Below are 17,600 nucleotides of genomic sequence, written 5' to 3'. Positions count from 1 at the left end.
GCCATAAGGGTTTATAATTCTTAGTGCTGTGTAAGTGATTTGTTTACAAGCAAAAATAACCCGATCAGCCAGATATGTACGGGACTGAAGGGAGGGTAGAGAGCATATGTCAACAGTAATAGTAAAGGATAACGAAACACTTGACTCCGCACTTCGTCGTTTTAAGAGAAGCTGCGCTAAGGCCGGCATCCAGCAGGAGATTCGTAAGAGAGAACATTACGAGAAGCCCAGCGTAAAGCGTAAGAAGAAGTCCGAAGCCGCTAGAAAGCGTAAATACAACTAAAAAGAATTCAGCCCTTGATCCTATTGGACCAGGGGCTTTTCTTTTGCATAAATGCCTGCATATAATATCTATATATATATGAGGCGTAGTTTGTTATAATATGACATAATGAGTTTATGACCCGCCAAACATGAATGGTGAAGCACAAAGTGCTTATAGTATAAAAGTGGGAGCCTGTTTTTTAGATGGGGAGAATACTTCTAATATTAGGACTGGTCCTGATCTGCCTTTTTGTTATGGTGCTGATTGTCAGCTATCATGACATTCACAGATTCGTAACAGTCCATTACAGAATTAAGATGGCTAATATCAAAGCTCCTGTCAGGATATGCCTTATATCGGATCTACACGGATGTGTACATGGTGAGGCTAACAGGGACCTGATAGAGGCGATAGATAGAGAAAAGCCTGACCTCTTAGTGCTTGCCGGAGATGTGATCAATGGCGGTGAGCCTCGTGAGACACTTGAAATCGAGATGCCTCTTTTACAGCATCTTGCAAGCCATTATCCTGTTTATGCAGGAAATGGAAATCATGAGAGCAAGCTCTATTGGTATCCGTATCGTTATAATGGCTTTGATCGCAAATTCAAAGAGATCTATAAAGATATGGGAATCAGGCTGCTCATAGATGATTCTGAATATATAGAGGACTATGGTATCAGGATCAGTTCCATTGAGCTGGGGAGAGAGTTTTATCGCAGATTTTATGAGAGGAAGATGGGGGAAGGATATATGGAAGGGAAGCTTGGTAAAGCTGACCTTAACGTCTGTAATCTTCTGATTGCTCACAATCCCAGATATTTTAAAGAATACGCTGCCTGGGGCGCCGACCTTACTCTGTCGGGGCATGTTCATGGCGGAGTTATGAGACTGCCTCTTCTTGGAGGAGTTATTTCTCCTGCGTTTATTCTGTTTCCCAAATATGACGGAGGAGAGTATGATATGAACGGCAAGAAGATGGTCTTATCCAGAGGGCTTGGTGTACATACACTGCCCTTCAGGGTCTTTAATCCCTGTGAACTGGTGATCATCGATCTGGATACAGATCAGTAAGCTGTGAAAGGAATAATATGGCTCTTGAAGTAAAACTGCAGACTTTTGAAGGACCGCTTGACCTTCTGCTGCATCTTATTGAAAAGAATAAAGTTGATATCTATGATATACCCATCTCCATGATCACGGGCCAATACCTGGACTATATCAATGAGATGGACAGGCAGGATATGGAAGTGACCAGTGAATTTCTGGTGATGGCTGCTGAGCTTATGGCTATTAAATGCAAGATGCTCCTGCCAAAACAGGTAGATGAAAACGGAGAGGAAGAGGATCCCAGATCAGAGCTTGTTGATAAGCTGCTTGAGCACAAGATGTACAAATACCTGTCATCTCAGCTCAGGGACCGCTTTGACGGCTGTGATTATTCTTTTTACAAGAAGAGGGATATACCCAGAGAAGTGTCCGAATACGAGGAGCCTATTGATTATGATGAGCTGATAGGTGACAAAGACCTGGTGACGCTTAGGGAAATATTTGAGGATCTGATGAAACGTCAGGAAGACAGGATCGACCCTGTCAGGAGCAGCTTTGGTGAGATCAAGAGAGAAGAAGTGGATATTGACGAAAAGACTTTGTTCATCAAGGCTTATGTAAGACGCCACAAGACCTTTTCCTTTAGAAAGCTTTTAGAGTCCCAGGCTTCCAAGACGGAGGTTATCGTGGCATTTCTGGTCATCCTTGAAGAGATGAAGTTGGGCGAGATCAGTATAGAGCAGGACGAGATATTTGGAGATATTATCATTACTTCCAACAAGTACGGAGAAGAGCTTGAGGAAGATGAAATGGCACAGGAGGTATCCTGATAATGCAGCTGGTATCTTTTGCCTTTCTCATTTTTCTGCCCATTGCAAGTCTGATATACTTTTTGATCCCTTCAAGGTTCAGGTATATAGGCCTCTTTATGATCAGCGCAGGCTTTTATCTGTCTCTGGATCTAAAAGGGACACCGGTACTTGCTTTTACCCTTTTGTCTGCATATCTTGGGGGGATGTTCATAGACAGGCATAGGGGCACAGCCGGGAAAATCGTTCTTTTTCTAGTTATTGCAGCCAATATTCTGATCCTTGCTCTGGCCAAATATGCCGGCCTCAACTTTTTGTCCGCCGCAGGGATGTCCTTTTTTATCTTTATGGCTGTAGGTTATCTCATTGATGTATACAGAGAAGATATTCCTGCTCAGAAGAATATTATCCTTCTTGGCCTTTTTATATCATTCTTTCCTGTGGTTACTTCGGGACCTATTGAGAGGGCAGGGCACATGCTTCCTCAGTTTATAGAAGCGCCGGGATTTGATTATGACAGGATGAGATCCGGACTATTGCAGATGATCTGGGGATATTTTATGAAGATGATCATAGCTGACAGGTGCGCTATCATCGTTTCGTCCGTTTATTCTGATCCGGTCCGCTATGCAGGTACAGCTACCCTTATTGCTTCCATACTATATACCATCGAGATCTACTGCGACTTTGGCGGCTACAGTAATATAGCTATTGGCTGCGCCAGGGTCCTGGGCTTTGACCTTATGAAGAATTTTGATGCGCCTTATCTTTCCCGTAATATACAGGAATTCTGGAGAAGATGGCATATTTCTCTTTCAAGCTGGTTTAGGGATTATCTCTATATCCCACTTGGAGGCAACAGAAAGGGTATAGTCAGAAAGTATATTAATATTCTGATAGTATTTGTGCTCAGTGGTCTATGGCATGGTGTGTCCTATACATTTGCAATATGGGGACTTCTTCATGGGATATATCAAGTGGCAGGTGGGATTCTCCTCCCTTTGAGGCGTAAGCTTACAGATGCATTTAAGATAGACTGCAACAGCTTTTCACACAGGCTCCTTAATATCCTTGTGACTTTCTTTCTTGTGAATATAGCCTGGATATTCTTCAGGGTCACGGATCTTCATGCGGCTATATATATGGTCAGACATATTTTCAGGTTTGTTCCTTCTTTTATCACTGAGGGAGGACTGTATAGCCTGGGACTGGACAGACCTAACCTGAACCTCTTGTTCATGTCCGTCATACTTTTACTGGCTGTGGACATTGCTAATAAGAAGGGGATCGTTATATCAGAGAAGATCACCTCTTTTGGACTATGGCTGCGCTGGCTTATATACATTGCCGCTGTGTTATTTATCATTACCTGCGGCATCTGGGGTACCGGTTATGATGCCCAGGGATTTATCTATCAGGGATTTTGATATTGGTGATCAGGGTATGATTTTTTATGAAAGATAGAATAAAGCTACTGCTTAAAACAATTATTTTTCTTATTATATTATGTCTTTGTCTGGGTCTTGTGATGATTCTTACTCAGAGAAAAGAGAGCTATAACAAGAACAAGCTCTTTTTTGAAGAGGCTCGTGAAGGGCATCTGGATGTTCTTTTCCTGGGCTCTTCGCATGTGATCAACGGTATCAATCCCATTGACCTGTATGAGAAATATGGCATCACATCCTATAATCTGGGTGGCCACGGGAGTCTATTAAAGGAAAGCTACTGGCAGCTAATAAGGGCTCTTGACTATTGCAAACCGGAGTATGTGGTTGTTGACTGCTATATGATGGACAGGAATTATGACTACATAGATGAAATGTATGAGGACAGCTCGGATGAGCTTAAGGCAACATCTATCAGCCAGCTCCATCTGAACCTGGATGCCTATCCTCTTAGCAAAGTCAAGATAGCTGAAGTAAATGACCTGGTACATGATCCTAAGGTCCGTATGCAGTATCTGTTTGACTTTAGCATCTATCACAGCAGATGGAGTGATCTGGATAAGGACGACTTTGAGATCTTTAGAGGGAAAACTGATTATAACAGGCTCATGGGTGCCACAATGAGGACATCTGTAAATGATTATGCAGATGAGGGCGTGGCCTATGATCCGGGCCTTCGCCTTCCAGAGCATACTGTCAATGAAGAGTATCTGATGAAGATCATTGATGAATGCCAGAGGGATGGTATAGGGATCTTGGTGACATATCTGCCCTTTGCAGGTGAAGACAATGATATCATGGCTTCCAATTCTGCAGGGGATATTGCTGCTGTTTATGGTGTGCCGTATATCAATATGATGGCCATGCCTGATCTTATAGACATGCAGACTGACCTGGCTGACCATGGGCATCTGTCTATAACAGGAGCTTCTAAGGTAACTGACTATATAGGGCAGTGGCTAAGGGATAATACAGCTCTTGCAGATCACAGATTTGACGACTATCATCATATCATTGATGATCTCTCTGAGAGCTATGATGCCATGATCTTTAATGATTCTGTATACAGCAGTGATTTTCTTGCCCAGCTAAATCTGTTGACCATGGGCAGAGTAAGTTTTTGTTTATTCGTATCAGAGGATTCGCCGGCTTTGTCTGATCCGCGCTTCAGGCACCTTGTATCCAATCTATCCGGCACTGACAGGATAGAAGAAGCAGGTGCAACGGGCGATCAGTATTTTCTTTTGGAAGACAGGGGGCGCGGGACCAAATACGAGGCTGCAGGATATGAGAGCCTTGAAGCTATGGATACTTCCATGGGACTTATGGATTATATCCCTGTGGAAAAATTGTTCAGATTTTTGTATAAAGAATCTGATAAGGATACTAATTATCTCTATGATGATGATCATACAGAGGATGACATACAGCTGATCATATACGATAATGAAACAGGAGATATTCTTACGCATATGTATGTCAGCTCGGCATCTCACTACAGCTTTGAGAACCATTGATATTTGATGATAATAAATTACCCGGAGAGGATAAAGATTTGGAAAAAACACAAGGCGCAGCAGCAATAGAGGCAATACTATTTACCATGGGAGATTCCGTGACCCTTAAGGCTTTATGCGAAGCTCTTGAAGAGACCATGGATGAGCTTAATGAGCAGATTGACTATTTAAAGGAAAAATATTCTGCAGCTAATAGCGGCATACATCTCATAGAACTGGAGGAGTCCCTGCAGCTGTGTACCAAGAAGGAAATGTATCCTGTACTTATAAAGATAGCTCAGACTCCCAAGAAGCTCCAGCTCACAGATTCCCTGCTGGAGACCCTGTCAATAATAGCTTACAGGCAGCCTGTGACCAAGGCGGAAGTGGAGAGGATAAGGGGAGTCAATTCCGATCATGCAGTGAACAGGCTGGTGGAATTTGGCCTTGCTGCTGAGCTTGGAAGGATGGATGCACCCGGAAGACCCATACTTTTTGGCACTACAGAGGAGTTCCTTAGGAGCTTTGGTGTCAAAAGCGTTGAAGAATTGCCCTCTTTGGACGCAGTAAAAGTTGAAGAATTTAAAAAAGAAGCTGAAGCAGAGATAGATGTTAAGCTTGACATATGATACAATAGTATTCGTGAAAAGTTGGCATTGGGGAGAGATGCGGACTTTTTGGCGCATTTTCCCATGCTTTGCACAAAAAAATAAATGGAGGTAGTAGAATGAGCAGTACTTCACAGGCGAGTCAAAGAATAGCGGCTTTACTCGATGAAAACAGCTTCGTCGAGATCGGTGCCGGAGTGACATCAAGGAGTACCGATTTTGGCCTGAAGCAGGAAGATACTCCTTCTGACGGTGTAGTAACAGGTTACGGCGTTATAGGCGGTAATCTTGTATACGTATACAGTCAGGATAGCGGAGTACTCGGCGGATCTGTGGGAGAGATGCATGCGCGCAAGATTGCTCACATTTATGATCTTGCAGTGAGAATGGGTGCACCTGTTATCGGTATAATCGATTCCACAGGAATGCGTCTGCAGGAGGCTTCAGATGCACTGGACAGCCTTGGCACTATTTATGCCAAGAAGGTTGAGGCATCAGGCGTAGTTCCTCAGATCAGCGTAGTATTTGGTAATTGCGGAGGTGGTCTTGCCCTTATCCCTGCATTATCTGATTTCACATTCATGGATGACAAGAAGGGCAAGTTATTTGTCAATTCTCCCAACGCCATTAAGGGCAATTATGAGGAGAAGTGCGACACTTCCGCAGCATCCTTCCAGGGGGCTAAGGCTGGACTTGTTGATGTAGCGGGAGATGAGGGAACAATTTTTGCTGAGATAAGGAATCTTGTTTCCATGCTGCCTTCCAATAATGAAGACAGAGATTTCTATGAGGATTGCACAGACGATCTTAACAGAGCTATGGATAACTTCGATGGCGCTATTGCAGATCCTGCTCTTGCACTTTCTCAGCTCGCCGATAACGGATCTTTCTTTGAGACCAAGAGAGATTTTGCTCGTGAGATGGTAACAGGATTTATCAAGCTCAACGGAGCAACAGTTGGTGTTATAGCTAATCGCACCAAGACTTTTGATGAAGAAGGCAAGGAAAAGGAGACTTTTGAACCCCTTCTTACATCTGCCGGCTGCGATAAGGCTGCTTCTTTTATCAAATTCTGTGATGCATTCGACCTGCCTATACTTACCTTCACAGGTGTCAAAGGATTTGCTGCGACATGCTGTGAGGAGCGTAATATAGCCAAGAAGGCTGCTGCTCTTGTTATGGCCTTCGGCACAGCAACAGTTCCCAAGGTTAATTTCGTTACCGATTCTGCTTTTGGAAGCGCATATGTCATCATGAATTCCAAGGCTGACATCACTATGTGCTGGCCTGATTCCCGTATCGGCGCTATGGAAGCTGATATGGCTGCCAAGATCATTGGTGAGGGCAAGAGCGCTGATGAGATCAGTAGCATTGCCGATCAGTATTCAGATCTTAATGATGCTTCAAAGAGTGCCGCAAGACGCGGATTTGTAGATCAGATCGTAGATCCTGCAGATACCAGGAAATACGTTGTTGCAGCATTCGAGATGCTTTTCACCAAGAGAGAGGAGCATCCTGCCAAGAAGCATTCTGCTAAGTAAGGAGGAGCGCATATGACGACTATTTTATTACAGACTCCTGCGCACATCCTTGCAGCTGCAGAAGGCACAAATGTACTTTACGATGCAGGCATCAATACACTTTTGGGAATGGGAATGGCTTTTGCTGTTCTGATCCTCATAAGTCTCTTGATCTCTCTATTCCCGCTTATCAATAAGGTATTAAGCGGTGAATCAAAGCCTGCACCGGCTCCTGTACCTGCTCCGGTCAAAGCGCCCGTTGCAGAAGAAAGCGTAGATGTGACAGACGATCTTGAACTCTATGCAGTCATAGCAGCAGCTATCGCAGCATATGAAGAAGGCTCATCCACAGATGGCTTTGTAGTAAGGTCCATCAGGAAGAGAAGAATTGGAGCCAGGTAAGCATTATTGATTGAATACTTGAGCCGCCGGGTGCGGCAGGAAGGAATCTAAATGAAAACATATACCATAACCGTTAACGGAACAGCATATGATGTAACTGTTGAAGAAGGAAGCGGACAGGGCGCAGCTCCTGCAGCAGCTCCCAAGGCTGCAGCTCCTAAGGCTGTAGCAGCTCCCAAGAAGTCCTCAGGCGGTGCAGGCTCTATCAAGGTAGAGGCCGGTGCAGCAGGCAAGGTTGTTAAGATCAATGCCAACGTTGGTCAGTCTGTTAAGAAGGGCGACGCTGTCATTACTATTGAGTCCATGAAGATGGAGATCCCTATGGTTGCTCCTTCTGATGGCAGTGTAGTCAGCATCGATGTTGCAGTAGGTGATCCGGTAGAGGCAGGAGCTGTTCTGGCAACACTTAACTAAATCACGCTGATTCTGCTGGAGGACGAATAATGGAAAAAATTATTGAGACATTGTCCAATCTATGGGATCAGACCGCCTTCAATAATCTATATTGGGGCAATTATGTCATGATTCTCGTAGCATTTGTTTTTTTGTATCTGGCAATAGCTCATGACTTTGAGCCTCTACTCCTTGTACCTATCGCTTTTGGTATGCTTCTTGTTAATATCTATCCTGATATTATGAAAGAGCTGGGAGAAGACGGCGCAGGCGGCGGCTTGTTCAGATACTTCTACAAACTTGATGAATGGTCTATTTTGCCATCGCTGATCTTTATGGGCGTTGGAGCGATGACGGACTTTGGTCCTCTTATTGCCAATCCCATATCATTCCTTATGGGTGCTGCGGCACAGTTTGGTATCTTTGCAGCATATTTTTTGGCTATCGCATTGAATTTCACAGGCGAAGAGGCTGCATCCATTTCAATCATTGGTGGTGCAGACGGACCTACATCAATCTTCCTTGCTACTAAGCTGGGATGCACAAGGCTCCTGGGACCCATTGCCGTAGCGGCATACTCCTACATGTCTCTGGTACCTGTTATCCAGCCTATTGTCATGAAGGCTCTCACCACTGACAAGGAGAGGAAGATCCGTATGACACAGCTCAGACCTGTGTCCAAGATTGAGAAGATACTCTTCCCTATCATTGTTACAGTTGTTGTTTGTATGATTCTTCCCACAACAGCTCCCCTTATCGGTATGCTGATGCTGGGTAACCTCTTTAGAGAATCAGGAGTGGTTCATCAGCTCCAGGATACAGCTTCCAACGCACTTATGTATATCGTAGTTATCCTGCTGGGTACCTCCGTAGGTGCTACTACCAGTGCAGAAGCATTCCTGAACTGGGATACTATCAAGATCGTATTCCTTGGACTTGTAGCATTTGCCGTGGGCACAGCTTCAGGTGTCCTTCTGGGCAAACTTATGTGCTTCCTGTCCGGAGGCAAGATCAATCCTCTCATCGGCTCGGCCGGTGTATCTGCAGTTCCTATGGCTGCCCGTGTTTCTCAGAAGGTTGGATCACAGTACGATCCTACCAATTTCCTTCTGATGCATGCTATGGGACCTAATGTTGCAGGTGTTATTGGTACTGCGGTTGTTGCAGGTACCTTTATGGCTATTTTCGGAATTAAATGATTCTAATGATTGTATAGAAAATGGAGGATTACTATGGCAGAAATAGTTAAAAAGCCTGTCAAGATAATGGAGACTGTCCTGCGTGATGCTCATCAGTCCCTTATCGCTACAAGAATGCCTATTGAGCAGATGCTCCCTATTGTAGATACAATGGATAAAGTAGGATATGCCGCAGTAGAGTGCTGGGGCGGAGCAACCTTTGATTCATGTCTTCGTTTCCTTAAGGAAGATCCCTGGGAAAGGCTTAGAAAGCTTAAGGCAGGATTCAAGAATACACCTCTTCAGATGCTGCTGAGAGGCCAGAATCTTCTGGGCTACAGCCACTATGCTGATGATGTTGTAGAAGCATTTGTTGCAAAGTCTATTGAAAACGGTATTGATATCATCCGTATCTTTGACTGTCTTAATGACCTTAGAAACCTTGAGACATCTGTAAAGGCCTGCAAGAAGTACGGCGGCAAGGCACAGATCGCCCTGTCCTATACTCTTGGCGGTGCTTATGATGATGATTATTGGATGAATATTGCAAAGCAGATTGAAGCTATGGGTGCAGATTCTCTCTGTATCAAGGATATGGCTGGCCTGCTCCTTCCTTACGAGGCTGAGAAACTGGTACGTGCACTTAAGAAGGGTGCAGATATTCCTATCGAGCTGCACACTCATTACACATCCGGTGTTGCCAGCATGACTTATCTTAAAGCTATTGAAGCCGGTGTTGACATCATCGACTGCGCTATAAGCCCTTTTGCTCTTGGTACCTCACAGCCTGCAACTGAGGTTATGGTTGAGGCTCTTAAGGGTACAGAGTATGATACAGGCTATGATCAGAAGCTTCTGGCTAAGATCGCTGATCACTTCAGACCTTATCGTGAAGAGTGTCTGGAGAATGGACTGCTCTCAACCAAGGTTCTGGGTGTTAATATCAAGACTCTTATGTATCAGGTTCCCGGTGGTATGCTGTCCAACCTGACCAAGCAGCTTTCTGATCAGGGCAAGATCGATAAGCTTGAAGAGGTTTTGGAAGAAGTACCGAGAGTAAGAAAGGATCTGGGCGAGCCCCCGCTTGTTACTCCTTCTTCACAGATCGTAGGTACACAGGCAGTTATGAATGTACTTATGGGTGAGCGTTATAAGATCGTGCCTGAGCAGACCAAGGATCTGGTAAGAGGTAAGTACGGAAAGACTATCAAGGAGATGGATCCCGAAGTAGTTAAGAAATGTATCGGAGATGAGGAGCGTATCACTTGCCGTCCTGCAGATCTGATCGAACCTCAGATGGATGAGTTCCGTGAGAAGTCCAAGGCTTATGCAACCTGCGAAGAAGACGTGCTCTCATATGCACTTTTCCCTCAGGTAGCTACAGACTTCTTCAAGTATAGACAGGCTCAGCAGACCGGCGTAGATATGGCCAAGGCTGATAGTAAAAACGGGGCATACCCTGTATGATATTAAGTCATAATTCGAGATGGGAGCATGCTTGCATGCTCCACATCTCGAATTCATGACTTTAACAAACATGAGGAAAAAAGCTGTTTACGAAGTAAATAGCGATTTCCGAATGTTTGTAGAATTGCGAGAGCCCGATAGGGCGGAGCAATTCGTATATCATACTAAAAGTGTATTATTCATTTTAGACGGACAGTAACAACTGTCCGTCTTTTATGTTAAAATAAAATATGGGATTATGTGTGCTTTATGGGGGAACATATGGATCATTTTATTATGACAAAATATGAAATGAAAGAGGGTTCCGCATCATGAGTGAATTCAGAAGGCGAAGGATAGAAAGGAAAATCCTCAGAGATCATCATGCATCCGAGCTGCGTAAGACAGATTTTAACCGTCAGATGCTTGCTCTGGATGAGATAGATGGCTACAGGGTAAGGCCGGGCTACTATGAAATGAACGGTGCTACAGTTATCCCTGATGGAGTTAATTTTACCTGCTATTCCAAGAACGCCACCAATATTACATTATTGCTCTTTAGAAGGGGAGAGACTGCCCCTTTTGCTCGTCTGCCTTTTCCTGAAAGCTATAGGATAGGCAGAGTATATTCCATGATCGTATTTGGTATCAACATTGAAAATCTTGAGTATGCTTATAGTGTTGACGGCCCCTGGGATCCTGTGAGAGGACTTTTGTTTGACAAGAATCATATGCTCCTTGACCCTTATGCCAAGGCTGTAAGTGGTCAGCGCTTATGGGGCCAGAATGATAACAGAAGCGGTATCTATAGGGCAAGGGTAGTCAGAGACAATTTCGAGTGGAATGCAGCCCAGCAGCTGATCACTCCCATGGAAGATTCCATCATTTATGAGCTTCATGTAAGAGGCTTTACCAAGCATCCCAGCTCAGGCGTAAAGTATCCCGGTACCTTTGAAGGACTCAAGGAAAAGGTGCCTTACTTAAAACATCTGGGAATTACTGCTGTAGAGCTGATGCCCATTTTTGAATTTGATGAGACAAGAGATAAGAGGATAGTAAACGGCAGGACTCTCCTGGATTATTGGGGATATAATACAGTTAGCTTTTTTGCGCCCAATACCGCTTATGCATCAGTAGGTGAGCACAACTATGAAGGCATGGAGCTCAAGAACCTGATCAAAGAATTTAAGGAAAACGGTATTGAGGTCATCCTGGATGTGGTATTTAATCATACTGCAGAAGGTGATGAGAATGGTCCCTATATTTCTTTTAAGGGCTTTGATAACAATATCTATTATATGCTCACTCCTGATGGCAAGTATTATAATTTCTCAGGCTGCGGCAATACCATGAACTGCAATAATCCCATAGTGCAGGAGCTCATTGTAAACTGCCTGAGATATTGGGTTGAGGAATACAGAGTAGATGGCTTTAGATTTGATCTTGCCAGTATCCTTGGTAGAAGTGAAGACGGATCGCCTATGGACAGGCCGCCGCTTATACAGAGGCTGGCTTATGATCCCATTCTTGGAAATGCCAAGCTTATAGCTGAGGCCTGGGATGCAGGCGGAATGTATCAGGTTGGAAGCTTCCCTGCATGGAAGAGATGGGCTGAATGGAATGGTAAATACAGGGATGATCTAAGGTCCTATCTAAAGGGCGATTACTGGGCAGCCCCTGAAGCAGTCAAGAGGATCACAGGCTCTATGGATCTCTATGATGGAGAGTATGTAGGTTACAACTCATCCATTAACTTCTTGACTTGCCATGACGGCTTCCCGCTTTATGACCTCTATAGTTACAATAACAAGCATAATGAAGACAATGGCTGGAACAATACTGACGGTAGTAATGATAACAGAAGCTGGAACTGCGGAGTGGAGGGGCCTACAGATGACCCCGGCATCGAAAGTCTCAGATTCAGGATGATGCGAAATGCTATTACAGTGCTTATGTGCTCCAGGGGTACACCCATGCTCCTTGCAGGTGATGAATTTGCCAACAGCCAGTTTGGAAATAATAATGCATATTGTCAGGACAATGAGATTTCCTGGCTTGACTGGTCATATATGGAAAAGAATATGAACTATTACAATTTTTATCGTAATGTGATCCAGTTCAGAAAGCGTCATCCTGCCATTAGAAAGGATCTGCAGCCCGCGAGATGTGGTTTTCCTTATATCAGTACACATGTGGAAGATCCCTACAATGACTATATCAGCAAGGACTCCAAGATGATCGGAGTACGTTTTGCGGGATATTCCAGAGATAAGGGCCATGATGATGTAGTCTATATCGCGATCAACGTATACTGGGAAGATGTACCTATTAAGCTTCCTGATATGCCGGAGGGCTGCTATTGGTCACTTGCTATTGATACAGCTGCGGATGACGGCAAATACTTTTATAACAGGCCAAGGCCTCTTACCGGTGACAGGTGGCTTATGAAGGCCAGAAGTGTAGCAGTTTTTAACGGTACATTCCCGTCTGATTATAACTGATCTATAGTTGGAGGCGACTGTGGCGACAGAGGATATTAAGAGTAGAACTGACAATGGATCCGCAGATGGTCTTGAAGTGAGCGGTTTTAAGTTTCTCACTAAGGCAGATGCTGACAAGGCCAGGATAGATCAAAAAAAGATTGAATACCTGGAGTCCCATGTGAAGATGAATACTGCGGTCAATATTAAGACAGTATATTTGAAGTCCATGGAAAACAAGATATTCTCTACTCCTGTGGGCTGGTCCTACCTTGCTGAGCTAAGGCGCAATATGGCAAAGCTTGGCGGGGATGTGGCTGAGCTACCTGTGATCGATATGAAAGAGAATTTTACACATCTGGAGTCTGCTCCGGGAGATTATATTCCTAAAGCAGCTGCGCCACCTCCTGCCAGGAAGCCCAAAAAGAATAATCTGCTCTTGTATTCTGTGATCATTAATATTATTTTACTGATAATGATCATAGGTATGTTTGTGATAGCCTCTACCAATGCATCACCTACGGTATTGAATTACCGGGAAGAGATCATAAATGAATATTCGCAGTGGGAAATGGAACTGCAGGAGAGGGAAAAGGCTCTGGAAGAAAGAGAAGCAGGGGAATAGGATATGGATAAGATAAAGATCCTGGTCGTGGATGACGAGAGCAGGATGAGAAAGCTGGTCAAAGATTTTCTTGCGAGGGCTGGTTTTGAAGTAATAGAAGCTGAAAACGGTGAACAGGCACTGGATATATTCTTTGAAGATAAAAATATTGCACTCATAATACTGGATGTGATGATGCCCGGTATTGACGGCTGGCAGGTCTGCAAGGAGATCAGAAGTTACAGCAAAGTTCCAGTGATAATGCTCACTGCCAAAAGCGAAGAAAAGGATGAGCTTACAGGCTTTGAGCTGGGAGTGGATGAGTATATCACCAAGCCCTTTAGCCCCAAGATCCTGGTGGCTAGAGTTGAGGCCATACTTAGAAGGACCAGTTCTCTTGAAGCAGATGATACTCTTGAGCTTGGTGGCATCAGTATTAATAAGACAGCACATATCGCATCTGTTGATGGAAGAGAACTTGACCTTAGCTCCAAGGAATTTGAGCTCTTGTCTTATTTTATCGAGAACAGGGGCGTTGCCCTTACCAGGGAAAAAATACTGGACAATGTATGGGATTATGATTATTACGGCGATGCCAGGACAGTTGATACCCATGTAAAGAAGCTTCGTGCCAAGATAGGTAAGAAGGGCGAGATGATAAAGACTGTCTGGGGTTATGGCTACAAGTTTGAAGAGTAAAGAGGTGACGAGCTATGACTGCTTCCGGGGCAAAAAGGAATTATAGGGTCAAGCATCCTCTTTTTCGCGATTATATGATCATTATGGTCCTTCTGATAATCGCTATGGTAGGGGGAATCCTCCTTCTGAATTCCACATTACTTGAAAAATATTATACTGCTGATAAAACCAAGGTCCTGAAAAGGGCTTATTTCAGCGTGGAAGAAGCGGTCTCCAACGGAGATGTAAGATCTGACGATTTTAATATAGAGCTGATGAAGATATGTGAAAGCTATAACATCGATGTGATCGTGGTGGATGCTGATTCCAATGTGGTCAAGTCCTCATCTCCTGATTACAGATATCTTCAAAAAAAGCTCTGGTCCAATCTTCTTGAAATGGATGACAGCTCCAGAAAGAGTCTCATAGATAAAACTGATAATTACACTATACAGATTGATACCGACGATAGAACAGCCACTGAATATATGGATATGTACGGTTTTTTGGATGAAGATCATGTATTCATGATAAGGTCGGCTATGGAGGGGATTAAGAATAGCGTAGAAATTTCCAATAGATTTACTGCCTATATAGGGCTGGGGGTCATAGTGCTTGGAGCTGTGCTTTCATTTGCCCTTGCAAGAGGTGTTACAAGGCCTGTTATGGAACTTGCTTCTATATCAGAGAATATGAAGAATCTCAATTTTGAGACTAAGTATAAGAGCCGCGGCAGGAGTGAGATGGATCTTCTGGGCGAAAATATAAATGAGATGTCAATGACTCTTGAGAATACCATATCAGAGCTTAAGACAACCAATATCAGGCTTCAAAATGAACTTGATAATATGAACAAATTAGAGGCTATGCGAAGCGACTTTATAGCCGGCGTATCTCACGAACTCAAAACCCCACTGTCCCTTATATCAGGTTATGCAGAAGGACTTCTTGATGGCGTAAACGAAGGTGATCCCGAGGGTATGAAGTTCTATTGCGAGGTCATCTCAGATGAAGCATCCAAGATGAACAGCATGGTCAAACAGCTCCTTGATCTTAATGAGCTGGAGTTTGGGCACGGGGATATAGAGATGGAGCGATTTGACATCTCTGAACTGGTTCAGAATTATCTGAAATCAGCCGATATACTAACGAGAAATAAAAATATCAGACTGATATTTGAGCCTTTAGAGCCTGTATACGTATGGGCTGACGCATTCAGGACCCAGGAGGTTTTGCAGAATTATTATACAAATGCAGTCAATCATGCCGAAGGAGACAAGATTGTAGAGATACGCATACAAAAGCATGATGGAAGAGCAAGGATATCTGTCTTTAATAGCGGAAAACCCATTCCCGAAGAAAGTATTGATCGGATATGGGAGAAATTCTACAAAGTAGACAAAGCCAGAAGTAGAGAATATGGCGGAAGTGGCGTGGGACTTTCTATTGTAAGAGCGATCATGGATGCTATGGGACAGGATTATGGCGTTGTTAATTATGATAATGGTGTAGAATTTTATTTTGAACTGGAAACCAGGTAAGGGCAGTATTTGACTACTGCGCAGGGTGGACTGATATGAAAAGGAATAAGCTGCTGCTTCTTCTATTAACTTCATCTCTTGTTTTATCTGCCTGTAGCCTGGGGGATTCTATACCCATTTCCAAAGAAGAAAATGAAGATGAATATAAGCAGGTGACTGCGTATGCGTCAGAGATGCTGATGAAATATTCATATAATTTGGTAGATGACCTTACCTATGTGGAGATCAAGAATTCCGAAAAAGCTGTAGCTGCATCGCCATCCACATCCCAGGGAAATGCTTTTGCAGGCATATCCATAAGTAAAGGTGAGGATGAACCGGTAGATGAACCTGTAATAGAGCCTGAAGCAGAGCCTTTGCTGCCGGATACTCCCGTAATTGATGATAACAGTAATGCGGGAGAAGATAGCGGCGACGAAACTTCTGCGCCTGAAACTGAACCTTCAGAGGACGATAACGGCTATGACAATCCGGTAATAGCAGAGACGCCTGCTGATAATAGCACTGATGCTTCCGGCGAAGGTGAAAATGAGACTCCCATAGAGGGAAATGACAACGAAGATATTGATACTCATGAAGTTACAAATGAGCCTCAGGATACCCTTATGGATATTCAGCAGGCTCTGCAAAATGAGCTGGGTGGCTTAAAACTTGTATATAACGGTAATTCCAAGCTTAGTGCATATCCTTCCATGTTTGCCCAGGGCGCTGTGGTAGCAGGAGATAATGAGAAAATCCTGGTCCTGAATTTTACACTTGCCAATCAGACAGGGCAGGATATAGATCTGGACATCCTTAGCCATGGTATGAGATTCAGAGTATTTGTAAACGGCAAGCAAATGAAATACGCTGAAGTGACTATGCTCAGTGATGACCTGAGAGGCTTCAAAGGTGTAGTGGCTGCAGGCTCAGAGCAAAACGTGGTCCTCTTGGAAAAGCTTCCTCAGCAGGATGTTTCAAATATAAACAGCATAAGTCTTGAAATTGCAGGTAAGGGATTCTCTCATACGGTAGCACTTGAGTAGAGCTGTGATCGTATAAAAGCATCTGAGATTTTAAGGTTAAACTCGCAAACGCTTCGCTTTTTGCTCGTTATAAAATCGCTGCCAAAAGTTTAAATGGGCAGCGATATATTTTGGTCTAAGGGATCATTTTCGATTTGTACTATAAAGATCATTTTCTGGTAAAAATCCTTAATTTATCAGACATTAAGGGATATTAACAGGATTGACGATATTTGTAATTATGAGAATCAAAAAACGCTATAACAATTACAAATTTTTTTTGGAAAATCTATTGACAGTATGCTATCTATGCCGTACAATAAATTACGTTCCGCTCGTACGGAACACTTCAAAAAAGCTCTGAACTTTGACAACTGAACAGCAATGCAACCCTGAAGATTCCAAGCTTCTAATAAGAAGCAAAGTTATTTTCAGAGAACCAAAACCAAAAGTAAACGGAAAGCAGAATTACAGCTAGTGTAATTCTGAACCGAATCGAATTTTAAAGTGAGAGTTCGATCCTGGCTCAGGATGAACGCTGGCGGCGTGCCTAACACATGCAAGTCGAACGGAGTTGCTCGCTGATGAAGCTTCGGCAGAATCTTGAGTAACTTAGTGGCGGACGGGTGAGTAACGCGTGGGTAACCTGCCTCGTACTGGGGGATAGCAGTTGGAAACGACT

General features: G+C 43.7%; 16 protein-coding genes and 1 rRNA gene. All 17 read left to right on the top strand.

From position 1 onward, the window contains the following. Positions 1-106 precede the first annotated feature (106 nt). Positions 107-283, top strand: a complete 177-nt coding sequence (rpsU, locus tag G636_RS0105750; protein ID WP_026507258.1) for a 30S ribosomal protein S21 — start codon at positions 107-109, stop codon at positions 281-283. Positions 284-468: 185 nt separating this feature from the next. Further along, complete coding sequence (locus G636_RS0105745) at positions 469-1,338, top strand: metallophosphoesterase (RefSeq protein WP_026507257.1); 870 nt, start codon at positions 469-471, stop codon at positions 1,336-1,338. A gap of 17 nt (positions 1,339-1,355) precedes the next feature. After that, positions 1,356-2,144 carry a segregation and condensation protein A gene (locus G636_RS17480; RefSeq protein ID WP_051226583.1) on the top strand — a complete coding sequence of 263 codons (789 nt, stop codon included), beginning with the start codon at positions 1,356-1,358 and terminating at the stop codon, positions 2,142-2,144. 2 nt (positions 2,145-2,146) lie between these two features. Then, positions 2,147-3,550 carry an MBOAT family O-acyltransferase gene (locus G636_RS0105735; protein WP_026507256.1) on the top strand — a complete coding sequence of 468 codons (1,404 nt, stop codon included), beginning with the start codon at positions 2,147-2,149 and terminating at the stop codon, positions 3,548-3,550. Between the two features lie 101 nt (positions 3,551-3,651). Next, on the top strand, positions 3,652-5,085 hold the full coding sequence (locus G636_RS0105730) for a hypothetical protein (RefSeq protein ID WP_155832327.1): 1,434 nt from the start codon (positions 3,652-3,654) through the stop codon (positions 5,083-5,085). 38 nt (positions 5,086-5,123) lie between these two features. After that, complete coding sequence (scpB, locus tag G636_RS0105725) at positions 5,124-5,693, top strand: SMC-Scp complex subunit ScpB (RefSeq protein WP_026507254.1); 570 nt, start codon at positions 5,124-5,126, stop codon at positions 5,691-5,693. Between the two features lie 98 nt (positions 5,694-5,791). Further along, on the top strand, positions 5,792-7,213 hold the full coding sequence (locus G636_RS0105720) for an acyl-CoA carboxylase subunit beta (protein ID WP_026507253.1): 1,422 nt from the start codon (positions 5,792-5,794) through the stop codon (positions 7,211-7,213). Between the two features lie 12 nt (positions 7,214-7,225). Continuing rightward, positions 7,226-7,594: an OadG family transporter subunit gene (locus G636_RS0105715; RefSeq protein WP_026507252.1), complete on the top strand. Its 369-nt coding sequence runs from the start codon at positions 7,226-7,228 to the stop codon at positions 7,592-7,594. A 51-nt stretch (positions 7,595-7,645) separates the two neighbouring features. Beyond that, positions 7,646-8,008: a biotin/lipoyl-containing protein gene (locus G636_RS0105710; RefSeq protein WP_026507251.1), complete on the top strand. Its 363-nt coding sequence runs from the start codon at positions 7,646-7,648 to the stop codon at positions 8,006-8,008. A gap of 29 nt (positions 8,009-8,037) precedes the next feature. Next, complete coding sequence (locus tag G636_RS0105705; RefSeq protein WP_026507250.1) at positions 8,038-9,186, top strand: sodium ion-translocating decarboxylase subunit beta; 1,149 nt, start codon at positions 8,038-8,040, stop codon at positions 9,184-9,186. Between the two features lie 33 nt (positions 9,187-9,219). Continuing rightward, positions 9,220-10,632 carry an oxaloacetate decarboxylase subunit alpha gene (locus tag G636_RS0105700; RefSeq protein ID WP_026507249.1) on the top strand — a complete coding sequence of 471 codons (1,413 nt, stop codon included), beginning with the start codon at positions 9,220-9,222 and terminating at the stop codon, positions 10,630-10,632. Positions 10,633-11,033: 401 nt separating this feature from the next. Beyond that, the gene (gene glgX, locus G636_RS0105695) at positions 11,034-13,112 is read left to right on the top strand and encodes a glycogen debranching protein GlgX (RefSeq protein ID WP_051226620.1); all 2,079 of its coding nucleotides are present in this window, start codon (positions 11,034-11,036) and stop codon (positions 13,110-13,112) included. A gap of 19 nt (positions 13,113-13,131) precedes the next feature. Then, positions 13,132-13,716: a hypothetical protein gene (locus G636_RS0105690; RefSeq protein WP_026507247.1), complete on the top strand. Its 585-nt coding sequence runs from the start codon at positions 13,132-13,134 to the stop codon at positions 13,714-13,716. Between the two features lie 3 nt (positions 13,717-13,719). Next, positions 13,720-14,394, top strand: coding sequence for a response regulator transcription factor (locus G636_RS0105685; RefSeq protein ID WP_026507246.1), 675 nt, complete (start codon positions 13,720-13,722; stop codon positions 14,392-14,394). Positions 14,395-14,408: 14 nt separating this feature from the next. Beyond that, positions 14,409-15,914, top strand: coding sequence for a sensor histidine kinase (locus tag G636_RS0105680; protein WP_026507245.1), 1,506 nt, complete (start codon positions 14,409-14,411; stop codon positions 15,912-15,914). 35 nt (positions 15,915-15,949) lie between these two features. Next, complete coding sequence (locus G636_RS0105675; protein ID WP_026507244.1) at positions 15,950-16,939, top strand: hypothetical protein; 990 nt, start codon at positions 15,950-15,952, stop codon at positions 16,937-16,939. 482 nt (positions 16,940-17,421) lie between these two features. Continuing rightward, positions 17,422-17,600 (top strand): 16S ribosomal RNA (locus G636_RS0105670); the annotation flags it as partial.

The organism is Butyrivibrio sp. MC2013 (assembly GCF_000424585.1).
Classification (GTDB): domain Bacteria; phylum Bacillota; class Clostridia; order Lachnospirales; family Lachnospiraceae; genus Butyrivibrio.
Note: the sequence above shows the minus strand (reverse complement) of the source record. Positions and strands in the feature narration are given on the sequence as shown.